Raw genomic sequence first — 14,684 nt, forward strand, 5'->3', positions numbered from 1 at the left:
CTGCTGAAGAGGTTTGACGCTTATGAAGTTGATTTACTTGATTGTTATTACCGTTCTATTAGCTGTTTGTTCCCTTTTTGTCGGGGTAGAAAACGTGTCATTTTCTGCACTGTGGAAGATGGATGAGGAAGCATGGAATATCGTTATGATTAGCCGGCTGCCGCGGATGCTCAGCATTATCATGGCTGGCATAAGTCTCAGTATATGCGGACTTATCATGCAGCAGCTTACCCAAAATAAATTTGTATCCCCGACAACTGCGGGGACAATGGATTGGGCAAGATTGGGGATTCTTGTTTCCTTGCTGTTCTTCACAGATGCCAGTCCAATCTTAAAGATGTGCATCGCGGCTGCTTTTGCTTTATTCGGCACTTTGCTCTTCATGGGCATTCTGCAGAGACTGAAGCAGAAGGATACAATCTTTATACCTCTGGTCGGAATAATGCTGGGAAATGTAGTCAGTTCGATTGCAACATATTTTGCACTCAAGTTCGACCTAGTACAAAATATGTCCTCATGGCTTCAAGGAGACTTCTCTTTGATCATGGAAGGGCGCTATGAACTTCTTTACATAAGTGTACCGCTGCTAATCATCGCTTTTCTGTTTGCTAATATGTTCACAGTCGCTGGCATGGGAGAAGACTTCGCAACGAATCTTGGTCTTCCTTATAAATATGTCGTGAATGTAGGGTTGATTGTTGTCGCAATCATTACTGCAGTTGTTATTCTGACGGTCGGCGTCATTCCGTTTCTCGGTTTGATCGTGCCAAATATCGTCAGCATGTACCGCGGCGACAATTTAAAGAACAGTATCTGGCATACAGGTGTGCTTGGTGCAGCATTCCTGCTCGTATGTGATATAGCAGGACGCTTGATCATCTATCCTTATGAAATTTCTGTCGGTTTGATGGTGGGCGTCATCGGCACAGGTATCTTCCTTTTTATGCTGTTAAGGAGAAACGCCTATGCTTAAACGGAAGATTATATTACTACTCGTTGTCGCCTTGTCTTTAGCCAGTCTTTACCTTTTCATTCATATGAACTTCCAAGCGATGGAGTATCTGCTGCGCACACGGCTGGAAAAAATCCTAGCCATGATCTTATGCGCTGTATCGATTGGAGTTTCGACAGTCGTGTTCCAGACCATTACGCATAATAGAATTCTGACTCCGAGCATCATGGGCCTGGATAGTGTCTATATGTTCATTCAAACCATTGTTGTCTTCCTATTCGGTTCGGGAACATTTGTAATCATGCAAAGTGATGCGTATTTCTTCCTTACTATCCTGCTGATGGTCGGTTTCGCTTTCGGACTTTATCAGCTGCTGTTCCGCAGAGGGCAAAGTAATCTGTTTCTGCTGCTTCTCGTCGGCTTGGTTCTGGGTACATTTTTCAGCAGCTTGTCCTCTTTCATGCAGATGATAATCGATCCGAATGAGTTTCTCTTGATTCAGGACAGTATGTTCGCAAGCTTCACGGATGTTAACACGGATCTACTGCTTATTTCAGCAGTCATCATCATTGTGCTTTGTATTTACATATTCCGTTATCGTCACTATTTTGATGTCATGTCCATCGGTCGCGATCATGCAGTGAATCTTGGAGTACCATATGAAAAGATCGTTAAACGAATGTTCTTAGTGATTGCAGTACTCGTTGCCGTGTCGACTGCATTAGTCGGACCTATCACTTTCCTCGGATTGCTGACTGCTAATCTGGCGCGGGAATTTCTCCAAACTTTCCGGCATACGTACCTGCTTATTGCAGCAAGTCTGCTCAGCGTGATCGCATTGCTCGGCGGACAATTGGTTGTCGAAAGGATCTTCTCCTTCTCAACGCCAATCAGTGTCATCATCAATTTTGTCGGTGGTGTTTACTTCATTTATTTATTAGTAAGGGAGAGTAAGAAGATATGATCGTTGCAGAAAAGCTTTCAAAGTATTTCGGATCCAAGAAAGTCATTCAGGATGTGTCCATAGAGGTGAAACGCGGTGCGATCACTAGTTTCATCGGCCCAAACGGTGCAGGGAAGAGTACCTTGCTTTCTATGGTGAGCCGCTTGTTAAAACAGGATGATGGTATTGTCTACCTTGATGGGAAAGACGTACATAAACAAAAGAGTAAAGATTTGGCGAAGACGATTGCTATCTTGCGTCAGTCCAATGTCGTCCAGATGAGACTGACAGTTCGTGAGTTGGTGAGCTTTGGCCGTTTTCCTTATTCGAACGGGCGTCTCACTGCGGAAGATGAACAAAAGGTCAGTGAAGCTATTTCGTACGTGAATCTGGTGGAAATGGAAGATAAATATTTGAACGAACTGAGCGGCGGTCAGAAGCAGCGGGCATTCATCGCTATGGTGCTGGCACAGGATACAGATTATATCCTGCTTGATGAACCGCTGAATAATCTGGATATGAAACACGCCGTTCAAATGATGAAGCTGCTTCGGAAGCTGGTAGAGGATTTTGGCAAGACGATTTTGCTTGTTATCCATGATATCAATTTCGCTTCTGTTTATTCGGACCGGATCGTGGCAATGAAGGATGGCAAGATTGTAGCAGAAGGTCCTACCGAAGATATCATTCAATCTGATGTCCTAAAATCCATCTATGATTTGGATATCGACGTTCATAATATCAGCTGTAATCGTATATGTGTCTATTTCTAAAACTCGTACAGGTTAAAGGGGTGATGCCGTTATGAAGCTAATTGCCTTTCTTGGCCAGCATGTCATACATCAAACAGAAAAAGGAGATAAGATAAAATGAAGAAATTAACATTACTGATGACAGGTCTACTATTCGTACTTCTGCTTGCAGCATGCGGAAGCAACTCCGATAGCGCAAGTGGTGCAGATAAAGAGGAAGAGAAGCTTACAATCGAGCATGAGCTTGGTAAAACAGAAGTGGCAAAAAATCCAGAGAAGATCGTTACGTTTGATATGGGCGCATTAGACACATTGGATAAACTCGGTGTCGATGTAGCTGGTGTTGCACAAGAGAATCTTCCTGCATATCTTTCTAAATACAGCAGTGCTGATTATGAGAATGTCGGCGGTCTGAAAGAGCCGGATTTAGAGAAGATCGCTGAAATGCAGCCGGATGTCATTTTCATCTCTGGCCGTCAAAGCGACTATTATGAACAGCTTAGTGAACTTGCACCGACTATTTACATCGGTGTTGATACGACAGATTATATGAACTCATTCAAGAAGAACACAGAAACGATTGCACAAATCGTAGGTAAAGAAAAAGAAGCGGAAACAGCGCTAGGTGAAATTGATGATGCTATTGCTAATCTGAAGACAAAAGCAGAGAGCATGGATGGAGAAGCATTGATCACACTTGTTAATGACGGCAGTGTGAGTGCGTACGGCAAAGCTTCCCGTTTTGGTGTCATCCATGATGTGTATGGTGTGCCAGCTGTTGATGAAACAATCGAATCCTCTACGCACGGTCAGAGCATTGGTTTTGAATATATTTCTGAAAAGAACCCAGATTACCTGTTTGTAGTCGATCGTGGAGCAGTTGTAGGTGGCGGTACATCTTCAGCTGAGAAAGTATTGGACAACGAATTAGTAAATGGTACGAATGCTGCTAAGGAAAACCACATCACCTACTTAAGTCCGGATTACTGGTACCTATCCGGTGGCGGACTGGAGTCTGAATTGGAGAAAGTGAAAGAAGTCTCCGATGCATTGAAATAAGAAAGAAGAAAAAAGCGCAAATGCTATGAAGCATTTGCGCTTTTTCAGTATATATCTTCTTGATGGAAGTAATTTGGCTTAATGATCTTGTTATTATAAGGCTTATGGAAGATATGCGTCGCTGCAGGCGACATTGGAGGGATGAGCCAGCTCCACATACCGGTCACATCACGTCCTGCCTTTTGTTCCTGCTTCTCAAAATGAGCAAATTGCTTAGCTGCTGTATGGTGATCGACTATTGTAACACCTGCTTTTTGGAACGATTGAAGCACAGCGACATTCAACTCAACTAGTGCACGGTCTTTCCAAAGTGTAGATACCTTGCTTTGATCAAGTGCAAGGATCTCTGCCACTTTCGGCAGCATATGATAGCGGTCTTCATCGGCTAGATTTCGTGCGCCGATTTCGGTTCCCATATACCAGCCATTGAAGGGGGCTGCGTTATACGTAATACCGCCAATTTCTAATTTCATATCTGAAATAATCGGAACTGCATACCACCGTAAGCCTAAATCAGCTATTGCAGGATACTCCTCATGCTCAATACGAACTTCTTTCACTATGTCTGCTGGTATTTCTTGCAGTACTGGTGGCTGGTCGCCCACTTGCACGACGAGTGGCAGAATGTCGTACATCGTTCTTTTGCCTTCCCATCCAAGGGTTTTGCATACACTGGTGAAACGTATAGAAGCGGGATCTCCTATAATACCATGCTCTGTCTCATATCCAGCATATCGTACTAATTGATGATTCCAAATACGAATATTATTATTCGGTGAGAAGACGGTGATCATCGGCTTCACTTTTCCGGCATTTGTTGCTTGTTCAATATGACAGAGCAGCTTCTCCAGTACTTCTTCTGCTTCTGTGGCTTCCCTTGCATCAATAACATGAAGACCGTTCCAGAACAAGCGGCCGATACAGCGGTTTGAATTCCTCCACGCCATTCTTGCGCCATGCTCCAGCTCTTCTATCGTATGGATATATGTAGAGGTGCGAGTTATTTCATTTCCGATGTGTGACAGGCGCTGATGTATGTCTATATCTGATTTCCCGAGTTCTCGATAGCTTTCTTGAATAAACTCTGTTGCTTCTTGCAATAGGCCTTTCATACGCAGCTGCCTCCTTTTGTCAGCTTGTAGTATAGCATGTATGAAGTTAAAAGACGTTATAAGGGAGAAAATGTAGAAAAAGGTTCATGAATGTCATATCGTAGCCGATAAAAAGTAAAGAGGGGAAAGGAGAATACTGATGAAAAAAAGCCAGGTCTTTAGTTTATTGAGTGCGGGATATCTTTATGCGGTTTTGCTGTTTCTGCAAAATGAAAGGGTTTTCTTGCTGGATTGGTGGATTAATCTTTTTATTGGGCTTGTTTTGGTAGGGGGAAGTCTTACATATGTTCTGTTACATAAGAAGGAAGTAGTTGAGCCGACGGATGAGCAACTAGTTGAAATTCCTATTTCTCAGGAGGCAGCAGCGACAGTCGAGCCTGAAGTTGAACCAGAAAGAGAGTCGGCGTTGATTAAGCTGGAACAGACAGATGAAGCGCTGAATCAAATTGTAACCGCTTTAGAGGAAGTGACTATCGGCTCAGAGAATCAATCCCAAGCGTCGTCTGAGTTAGCTGCAACAATGCAGAAGTTCGCTGAGAATGTCATGATGGTTGCTCTAAAAGGAGAAGATGCGAAGCAGGTTGCTGTCGCAATGGATGCATTGACCAAAGAAGGTGCATCTCATATGAATGATTCCGTCAGTCATATGGAGACGATAACGAGCAAAATTACATTTTCTTATGAGAAAGTCAGAGGCCTAAATGGAAAGACAGATCAAATCAGTACATTGCTGAAGACAATTAAAGATATCGCCGAACAGACGAACCTGCTTGCACTGAATGCTGCTATCGAGGCAGCTCGGGCAGGGGACCAGGGGCGCGGGTTCGCAGTGGTGGCAGATGAAGTACGGAAGCTTTCTGATCAAGTTCGTATTGCTGTAACGGATATAACAGCTGTATTCCAAGCTATCCAGACAGAATCAAAGGAAGCAGTCGACGCTCTTGATGCAGGTCAAGAGGCAGTTGTTGCCGGATCAGATAAAATCACTACTACACAAAACACGTTTGAACAGCTGCATGCAGAGATTACCATAACCAGTAATCAAATCGAGGCGATTGCCGTAGCTATGTATGAAGTTCTCGATAACACTCGCGGTGTAACGGACAGTATCAATAGCATTGTTTCTGTCGCGGAACAGAATGCAGCAAGTATGCAGGAAGTGACTGCCATTACACAGGATATTCAGCAAAACTTCAAGAATTAATTACAAAGCGGCCAGCAGGTCGCTTTTTCTTATACCAAATTTGAATATCCTTCTAGTATTAAATGCTATTTAACTTTGAATATTTACCCCTCTTCCACACAATTAAAACCTGTTAAATTGTTTGGATGCGCTTCCTATAATTTTTTTATTAATCGACCTGGTTATGGTTTGAATAGATGGCTTTTCTGTTGTATCGTTAGCGGATGTTATGTCAGATAAAAGGAGGAGTTACCATGTCTCTAGCAGGCAGACAATTTAAACCAACGACAGTGATTGCAGTCTTGATGATCTGTGCTTTTTCCATCGGAACGACGGAATATGTCGTCACTGGCGTACTTACTCATATCGCGTCAGATCTCGGTGTGACGATTGCATCCGCGGGTCTTGTTGTCAGCATGTATGCACTTGGAGTGGCGATATTCGGTCCGCTTATGACAACGTTATCTGTCAAATTGCCGAGAAAGCCGATGCTGCTTCTCTTTATGCTGCTCTTCATCATCAGTAATATTATTAGTGCGACAGCACCAAGTTTTACAGTGCTGCTTGTTTCACGCGTCGCTTCCGCGTTCATGCATGGACCTTTTTTTGCGCTCGCTTTTGTCATGGCAAGTGATCTCGTGGAACCACGCAAACGGGTGCAGGCAATTGCAGCCGTCAATGGCGGGCTCACAATTGCCATTATGATCGGCGTTCCATTTGGAGCCTATCTAGGCTCACTGATTGAATGGCGTCTCGTATTTTGGCTGATTGCAGTTCTTGGAGTGATAGGTCTAATTGGGCTGCTTATTTTTGCACCGAATACAAAGCCGGCAGAAACACCGCGTATCAAGCAGGAGCTTAGTGTATTCAAACATAAGCAGGTGCTTTTGACGATAGCTATTATCATCTTTGGCTACTCAGGTGTTTTCACTGCCTACACCTTCATTGAACCGCTGCTGCGCTCAGTTACGGGCTTTGGAGGCGTCGGTATCATGATTAGTCTCTTCTTCTTCGGATTAGGGAGTGTAATTGGTAACTTTTCAACGCCGCGATTAGCTGCGGGCAATGTGACTAAAACACTCATCTATGTATTTGCAACACTGACTGTAATTCTTTTATTGTTCCCGTTGGCAACACCATATGCTATTACTGCTGTCTTCATTATAGGACTGTTCGGTGCAGGTGCATTCGGTACTACACCATTATTGCAGTCGAAAATAGTTATGGCAGCAAAAGAAGGTCCGACAATCGCGGCAGCAGCGAGTGTTTCTGCGTTCAATTTGGCGAATGCTGGCGGTGCTTATATAGGCGGACTTGTATTGGATGCAAATTTGGGCTATACATGGCTTTCTGTTATCGGAGCAGGTATTTCTATCATCGGAATTCTATTATCCGCTATATCTTATCGAGAAGAGAAGAAGCACCCAGAAGTGGCTTAAACTGTATTGCACGCCCCAATATCTTCCTTCATACTAGAATAAATTTCTAGGAGGGGAAGTATAGATGAATCCAATATTGAGAGATTTCAAGACTACTATCGAAACAGAGCGCCTTATTATCAGGCAGCCCAAAATCGGCGATGGAAAAGCAGTAAATGATGCAATCAAAGCTTCCATGCCAGAATTGAAGCGTTGGATGCCATTCGCGCAGGAACTGCCGACTCCGGAAGAAACAGAGGAAAATATCCGGCAGTCGGTTGCGAATTGGATTAATCGGACAAACCTGCGCATGCTGATTTTCCGCAAGGATACTGGAGAGTTCATTGCATCCAGCGGTTTTCACGGGATAGATTGGGATGTTCCGAAAGTCGAAATTGGATATTGGATGGACACGTGTCATACCGGCCAGGGATTTATGACGGAAGCTGTCGAGGCACAGACGGAGTATGCTTTCAGTGAGCTCGGTGTCCGGCGGGTCCAGATACTTTGTGACGAAGAAAACAGTGCAAGCCGAGCTGTTCCAGAACGGCTCGGTTACATGCTGGAAGGAATACATTATTCTGACAGTCTTCATGTAGATGGAAAGACCGTTCGTAATACGGTGTATTACAGCAAGACCAGATAATGGTGGGTAAACCAAAAATTCTTGCGGTTTTACATAAAACGTTCAAATTTTGTTCACTACTTATTCTTATTCTCTCTTTTTGACGGTGTTAGAATGAAAAATGAACTGTTTACTTACCAGGCAAGTCTGGTCTTTTTGGCTGCTTTGTATTACACTAGTTTCTGGATTGTTGTCAGACACTGTCTATCAGACAGTGTGATAGTGTGTTTCTAGCTGAGATTCTGCTGCTCCTTCGGGTAATGCAGGAGCCTCATTGTGAAATACTTATCAAAACCCTATTATAGCGGATATGGTTGTTTTCCTATGCAGAGGGATAACAAGCGTTTTCGTGAATTCAGGTAAAGAAAGGAAGGGAAGCAGGCGCATGCTTAAAAAATTGAAACCCTTAAGTCTTCTATTGTTCCTTGCCCTGCCGCTAATGCTCGCCGGCTGTTCTACACCGGAAGTGCTTGATCCGAAAGGACCAGTGGCAAGTCAGCAGAGTGACCTTATTATTCTATCAATCATCTTTATGCTTACAATCGTTGCGGTTGTATTCGTACTTTTGACGATTATCCTTGTCAAGTACAGAGAAAGAAAGGATCACGACAAGTACAGCCCTGAACTACACGGCAGCATGCTGCTTGAGACAATCTGGACGATCATCCCGATTATCATCGTAGTCATTTTGGCTGTTCCAACTGTCAGAACGATCTATTCATTGGAGGAAGCGCCTCAGCCGAAAACGGCAGAAGCAGCGAATGAAGATCCTCTAGTAGTACATGCAACATCCATCAACTGGAAATGGGTATTTACTTATCCAGATGAAGACATCGAAACAGTGAACTATCTGCACATTCCGATTCACCGTCCGGTGGAATTCAAATTGACATCTGCTGATTCCATGGCTGCTCTATGGATACCAAGCCTAGGCGGTCAGAAATATAACATGGCAGGCATGCAGACAACTCTTTATCTGCAAGCAGACCACGTTGGCACGTACGATGGACGAAACGCTAACTTCACAGGTGAAGGCTTCAATGAACAACGATTCAAAGTCTACGCTGATGAAGAAGCTGATTACCAACAGTGGGTGGAAGAAGTACAAAACTCCGCTCCAGAACTGACACAATACGAGTATGACAATCTTCTGATTCCTGGTGTTTATGACGGAACAGCTGAATTCAATGGTACGCACTTGCAATGGATCGACCATTCAAAAAATGCAGACTACACATTGGAAGCATGGGATCGCCTAGGCTATGAGCCGAAGAATCCACATGCGAAAGACAAATCTCAAAACATCTTGCCGGAAGACGAAATTCCGTACTATCAGCAAGACAATACTGTAGACAACTCGGATGAAGACATGGACTCTGAAGAACATGCACATGCGGGTCATGAGTAACAGAGAGAGGGGGAAGAGTTTTGGACTTAAAATGGAATGAGTTTATCATTACCGGCGATCCATTGATTCTGGGCGCACAGATCAGCATCTTGCTCGGTGGAATCGCCGTTGTAGCTGCCCTTACTTACTTTAAAAAATGGAGCTGGCTATGGAAAGAATGGCTGACTTCTGTTGACCATAAGAAACTGGGTATCATGTATATCCTTAGTGCTCTTTTAATGCTTTTCCGCGGCGGTATCGATGGTTTGATGATCCGTACGCAGCTTGCGAAGCCAGGTATGGAATTCTTGGATCCGCAGCACTATAACGAGGTATTCTCGACACACGGTGTTATCATGATTCTTTTCATGGCGATGCCATTCTTAATCGGTTTGATCAACTATATTGTACCGTTGCAAATCGGTGCACGTGACGTTGCATTCCCGTATTTGAACAACTTGAGCTTCTGGACATTCTTTGTCGGTATGGCTCTATTCAACATCTCCTTCATCATCGGTGGTTCACCTGATGCCGGTTGGACTGGTTATACGCCGCTTGCGACGAATGAGTTCAGCCCAGGCCCTGGTCAGAACTACTACTTGCTAGCAATTCAGATTGCTGGTATCGGTACATTGATGACAGGTATCAACTTCTTCGTTACCATCCTTAAGATGCGTACGAAAGGTATGACACTAATGAAAATGTCCATGTTCACATGGACATCATTGATCACAATGCTGATCATCATCTTTGCATTCCCAGTGCTTACAGTTGCACTTGCTATGCAGACATTTGACCGTTTATTCGGTTCCGTACTCTTCACCTTGCAAGGTGATGGTAACCCGATGCTTTGGGTCAACCTATTCTGGGTATGGGGTCACCCTGAAGTATATATCGTTATTCTTCCTGCGTTCGGGATCTTCTCTGAGATCATCTCGACATTTGCAAGAAAACAGCTATTCGCTTACAAAGCGATGGTTGTGTCCATTGTGACGATTTCTGTATTGAGCTTCCTTGTATGGGTTCACCACTTCTTCACAATGGGTAATAGCGCTGAAGCAAATAGTTTCTTCTCTATTACAACAATGGCTATCTCTATCCCGACCGGGGTTAAGATATTCAACTGGTTATTCACGATGTATCGAGGCCGTATTACCTTTACGACTCCGATGCTATGGTCACTTGCCTTCATCCCGAACTTCGTTATCGGTGGGGTAACAGGGGTAATGCTTGCGATGGCAGCAGCTGACTATCAGTATCACAATACGTACTTCCTAGTATCTCACTTCCACTATGTGTTGATCTCGGGTACTGTATTTGCTTGTTTCGCAGGTTTGATTTACTGGTATCCGAAAATGTTCGGACATAAATTGAACGAAAAAATCGGTAAATGGGCATTCTGGATTTTCGTTATCGGCTTCAACGTATGTTTCTTCCCGCAGTATTTCCTAGGGTTGGATGGTATGCCAAGACGTATTTCCACTTATTTGCCAGAAGATGGTTGGACAGGATTGAACATGATCTCCACAATTGGTGCGTTCATGATGGGTCTTGCATTCCTTATCTTCGTATATAACATTTACTATAGCTGGAGATATTCACCAAGAGAGAAAACTGGTGACGCATGGGGTCTTGGACGTAACTTGGAATGGGCGACAACATCGTCTATCCCGCCGCATTACAACTTCGCTGTCCTTCCTGAAGTGACAGGTCTTGATCCTTACTGGGATATGAAGGAAAAAGGTCTTGATCAACAGAAGAACACGGATTATAAACCGATTCACATGCCTAGCAACTCTTCTACACCGGCAATCATGTCTGCATTGATGGGTATGGCTGCATTCGGGCTTGTATTCCAATGGTACTGGGTTGGAATCGTAGGTGCTGTCGGTATCTTCATCACAATGATTGTACGTTCATTCGATTACAATGATGGTTACTATGTCAGCGTGGAAGAAATAAAAGAAACAGAAGCGAAAGCGAATAAATAAAGGAGGTTGTGAAGAAATGGCACATGATCACAATGTGAACCCCAACGCTCCATTGGAATATCAATCAGAAGCCGGTCGATTGAACATCACCGGTTTCTGGACCTTCCTTGGTGCAGAGATCGCCTTGTTCTCGACACTATTCGCGTCTTATTTCGCGTTGCAATCACGTGTAGGCGACGGACCAACATCGATCGAGATGTTCGAAGCTGGCCTAGTCATGATTATGACAATGTTGCTTCTTACAAGTAGCTTCACTTGCGGACTAGCGATTCACGAAATGCGTGCGAACAATGTAAAAGGCGTTATTGCCTGGATGATCATAACACTCATCCTAGGTGCAGGATTCATTGGCTATGAGCTATATGAATTCGTACATTACGTACATGAAGGTGTTACACTAGGAACTAGTGCACACTGGTCTATGTTCTTCATCTTACTTGGTACGCACGGTTTACACGTATCAATTGGTATTGGGTGGATCATTCTTCTTTTGATCCAACTTGCAAGAAGAGGACTTACACCAAAAACTGCATCAAAAGTCTTTATCTCTAGTCTCTATTGGCACTTCTTAGATGTTGTGTGGATCTTTATCTTCACATGCGTTTACTTGATGGGGATGGTGAATTAATATGAGTCAACAAACGAAAAAAGGACATTTCCCGTGGAAGCATATCATCGGATTCTTGATCTCAATCGCGTTGACACTTGTAGCCTTTGCAACAGCGCTGTGGACAGACTGGTCATCAACAACGATCTTCATCATTATCTTGATTTTCGCTGTTATCCAGGCTGCCTTGCAGCTCGTTATGTTCATGCACATGACTGAAGGAGAAGACGGCGGTTTGATTTCCGGGAACACACTTTTCGGATTCTTCATCGCTATCGTCATCATTGTCGGCACATACTGGCTGATGACTTCTGGTCACATGCACATGGGTATGAGTATGTAACACATAAAACCCGCTCTTTGAGCGGGTTTTTTTGTATTCTTTTCTTCTTTTCACTAAAATAGAGAAGATAGATGAGGAGGTTCGGTATGATTATTGCTAATGAAGAACATATACTTACTAAAGCGAAACAAGTAGCCGAGGTGGCGAAGAAATATAAACAGATAGGTGATGAACAGGCACAGCTGGCGCCGCAAGTGGTGGAGGCTTTCCGCACAACAGCTTATACACTGCTGACTGTACCAAAAGCACAAGGAGGAGACGGAGCGAATCTTCATGATTTCCTATTGGCTCAGGAGGCAGTTGCCGCTGGTGATGGAGCTGCAGCACTATCAATAGGGTGGCACTTGAGTACAATGCAGGACTTATGCGCAAGTGCGGAATGGCTAAATGGTATGTTCGATGAATTCCTGGAAAAAGTTATCCAAGAACGTAAAATTGTCAATCGCGCAGCATCTGAGCCGAAAACGGGAAGTCCTACAAGAGGCGGTGTACCTGAAACGAAAGCTGTCCGGGACGGAAAAGATTATATACTTTCTGGGCGTAAGACGTTTACATCTATGGCAGCTGATTTGGATTATTATTTAGTTACAGCGTATGTGGAAGAAGATGATGCTGTCGGTAGCTTTTTAATTGCCAGGGAAATAAATGGTGTACGTGTCGAAAAAACTTGGAATCCAATGGGAATGCGCGCAACTGGCAGTGACGATTTAATTCTGGAACAGGTAAGGGTACCAGCAAATTGTTACGTGGAAAGAGCTAGGAAGAAATCTGGACCGAAAGGATCGTTGCTTCATATTCCTGCTTGTTACTTAGGCATAGCTAAAAGTGCACGGGATGAAGCTGTATCATTTGCTAAAGAGTTTCAGCCAAACACATTAGATAAACCAATTATCAGTGTGCCTCACATCCGCGAGAAAATCGGTGAAATGGACTTGGAGCTGATGCAAGCTCGACATTTTATGTATCATGTTGCCAGCTTGTGGGATAGCTATCCTGAGAAACGGCATATGATGGGGCCGGAGCTTGCAGCAGTAAAAGTAAATGCAACAAAAGCTGCTGTTAAGGTTGTCGACTTGGCTATGCGGATTGCTGGCGGTAGAGGACTTTCCAAGACTCAACCCTTTGAACAGCATTATCGGGACGTACGTGCTGGCTTGCATAACCCGCCAATGGATGATGCAGTTTTAGAGCTTCTGGCTTCTCATGCTGAGAAAAAAAGATAATTAAATTTCTCTTTTTAGTACCAGGTATTAAAACTAGATGGTATAATGGAGGCAGATGTGAAGGAGGCAGATAATATGGAATCCAAAGCACGTATAACAGCAATTGGAACATATATCCCGGAAAAGGTATTGACCAATGCAGATTTTGAAAAAATGGTCGATACTTCCGATGAATGGATTGTGCAGCGTACAGGTATTAAAGAAAGAAGAATAGCTGCTGAAGATGAATATGTGACAGATCTATGTGAAAATGCTGCAAGAAACCTTGCGAAGAATTTCAACAAGTCACTGGATGATGTGGACTTGATTCTTGTTGCTACGGTGACAGGTGAATACAAATTCCCTAGTGTATCCAGTCAAATTCAAGCAAGACTAGGATTGAAAAACACAGGTGCTATCGATTTGGGCGGCGCATGTGCCGGCTTTGTTTACGGTCTGCATATGGCTAACGGATTGGTTTCATCTGGTTTGCATAAGAAAGTGCTTGTATTGGGCGGAGAAACATTGTCCAAAATCACCGACTATACGGATCGTACAAGCTGTATTCTATTTGGTGATGGTGCGGGAGCTGCATTAGTAGAGTACGATGCTGAAAATCCGGGCTTCTTTGGTTTCCATATGGGAACGAAAGGAGAGGGCGGCCGTCATCTTTACCAAACAGGCTTGTCTACTAAATTAAACGGTGAAGAGCTAACTAACCCAGGGAAATTGGTTCAAAACGGACGCGAAGTGTATAAATGGGCCGTTTCTGGTGTGCCAAAGGGCGTTAAGAAACTAGTTGAAGAAGCAAATATGTCATTGGATGATATTGACTGGTTCATTCCGCACAGTGCCAATATGCGGATGGTAGAATCTATCTGTGATCGTCTGGACTATCCAATCGAGAAAACACTGACAAGTATGGCATACGCAGGTAATACATCTTCTGCGACAATTCCATTGGCATTTGATTTCGCTTTACAGGAAAACAAAGTCAAAGATGGCGATACAATGTTACTATACGGATTCGGCGGCGGTCTAACCGAATGTGGTATCATCATCAAATGGGATCCAAAAGCATAAAAAAGAGCCCGTGGAGTAATCTCCACG

General features: G+C 43.8%; 14 protein-coding genes. 13 read left to right on the forward strand and 1 reads right to left on the reverse strand.

What is annotated here, in order from left to right; all coding sequences use genetic code 11:
- Nucleotides 1-22: 22 nt before the first annotated feature.
- From CHH58_RS11620 to CHH58_RS11635, 4 genes are all read left to right on the forward strand, one after another.
- Nucleotides 23-973 (forward strand): ABC transporter permease, encoded by a 951-nt coding sequence (locus CHH58_RS11620; RefSeq protein ID WP_095229362.1) that lies wholly within the window; start codon nt 23-25, stop codon nt 971-973.
- A complete protein-coding gene (locus CHH58_RS11625) occupies nt 966-1,916 on the forward strand; it encodes an iron chelate uptake ABC transporter family permease subunit (RefSeq protein WP_095229364.1) in 951 nt (316 codons plus the stop codon). Before CHH58_RS11620 ends, CHH58_RS11625 begins: the two co-directional genes overlap by 8 nt.
- Nucleotides 1,913-2,668 (forward strand): iron ABC transporter ATP-binding protein, encoded by a 756-nt coding sequence (locus CHH58_RS11630; protein ID WP_095232486.1) that lies wholly within the window; start codon nt 1,913-1,915, stop codon nt 2,666-2,668. The genes CHH58_RS11625 and CHH58_RS11630 overlap by 4 nt, the downstream gene beginning before the upstream one ends.
- A 96-nt stretch (nt 2,669-2,764) precedes the next feature.
- A complete protein-coding gene (locus CHH58_RS11635) occupies nt 2,765-3,706 on the forward strand; it encodes a siderophore ABC transporter substrate-binding protein (RefSeq protein ID WP_095229368.1) in 942 nt (313 codons plus the stop codon).
- Nucleotides 3,707-3,750: 44 nt separating this feature from the next.
- Here CHH58_RS11635 and CHH58_RS11640 read toward each other — a convergent pair whose 3' ends face one another.
- The gene (locus CHH58_RS11640) at nt 3,751-4,818 is read right to left on the reverse strand and encodes a nitric oxide synthase oxygenase (RefSeq protein WP_095229370.1); all 1,068 of its coding nucleotides are present in this window, start codon (nt 4,816-4,818) and stop codon (nt 3,751-3,753) included.
- Nucleotides 4,819-4,957: 139 nt separating this feature from the next.
- On the opposite strand from CHH58_RS11640, the gene CHH58_RS11645 reads away from it, so the two are divergent.
- The 9 genes from CHH58_RS11645 to CHH58_RS11685 all read left to right on the forward strand — a co-directional run bounded on the left by CHH58_RS11645 (nt 4,958) and on the right by CHH58_RS11685 (nt 14,657).
- Nucleotides 4,958-6,022, forward strand: a complete 1,065-nt coding sequence (locus CHH58_RS11645; protein ID WP_095229372.1) for a methyl-accepting chemotaxis protein — start codon at nt 4,958-4,960, stop codon at nt 6,020-6,022.
- 233 nt (nt 6,023-6,255) lie between these two features.
- Nucleotides 6,256-7,440: an MFS transporter gene (locus CHH58_RS11650; protein ID WP_095229374.1), complete on the forward strand. Its 1,185-nt coding sequence runs from the start codon at nt 6,256-6,258 to the stop codon at nt 7,438-7,440.
- Nucleotides 7,441-7,504: 64 nt separating this feature from the next.
- The gene (locus CHH58_RS11655; protein WP_095229375.1) at nt 7,505-8,065 is read left to right on the forward strand and encodes a GNAT family N-acetyltransferase; all 561 of its coding nucleotides are present in this window, start codon (nt 7,505-7,507) and stop codon (nt 8,063-8,065) included.
- Between the two features lie 364 nt (nt 8,066-8,429).
- A complete protein-coding gene (qoxA, locus tag CHH58_RS11660; RefSeq protein WP_095229376.1) occupies nt 8,430-9,452 on the forward strand; it encodes a cytochrome aa3 quinol oxidase subunit II in 1,023 nt (340 codons plus the stop codon).
- Between the two features lie 20 nt (nt 9,453-9,472).
- Entirely contained in the window at nt 9,473-11,422 is a 1,950-nt protein-coding gene (gene qoxB / locus CHH58_RS11665; protein WP_038564832.1) for a cytochrome aa3 quinol oxidase subunit I, read from the forward strand.
- A gap of 16 nt (nt 11,423-11,438) precedes the next feature.
- On the forward strand, nt 11,439-12,050 hold the full coding sequence (qoxC, locus tag CHH58_RS11670; RefSeq protein WP_038564833.1) for a cytochrome aa3 quinol oxidase subunit III: 612 nt from the start codon (nt 11,439-11,441) through the stop codon (nt 12,048-12,050).
- Nucleotide 12,051: 1 nt separating this feature from the next.
- Nucleotides 12,052-12,372 carry a cytochrome aa3 quinol oxidase subunit IV gene (gene qoxD / locus CHH58_RS11675; RefSeq protein ID WP_038564835.1) on the forward strand — a complete coding sequence of 107 codons (321 nt, stop codon included), beginning with the start codon at nt 12,052-12,054 and terminating at the stop codon, nt 12,370-12,372.
- A gap of 86 nt (nt 12,373-12,458) precedes the next feature.
- The gene (locus CHH58_RS11680; RefSeq protein ID WP_249275111.1) at nt 12,459-13,595 is read left to right on the forward strand and encodes an acyl-CoA dehydrogenase family protein; all 1,137 of its coding nucleotides are present in this window, start codon (nt 12,459-12,461) and stop codon (nt 13,593-13,595) included.
- Between the two features lie 75 nt (nt 13,596-13,670).
- Complete coding sequence (locus CHH58_RS11685; protein WP_095229379.1) at nt 13,671-14,657, forward strand: ketoacyl-ACP synthase III; 987 nt, start codon at nt 13,671-13,673, stop codon at nt 14,655-14,657.
- Nucleotides 14,658-14,684: the final 27 nt, after the last annotated feature.

The organism is Terribacillus saccharophilus, assembly GCF_002272745.1.
Taxonomy (GTDB): Bacteria; Bacillota; Bacilli; order Bacillales; family Amphibacillaceae; genus Terribacillus; species Terribacillus saccharophilus_B.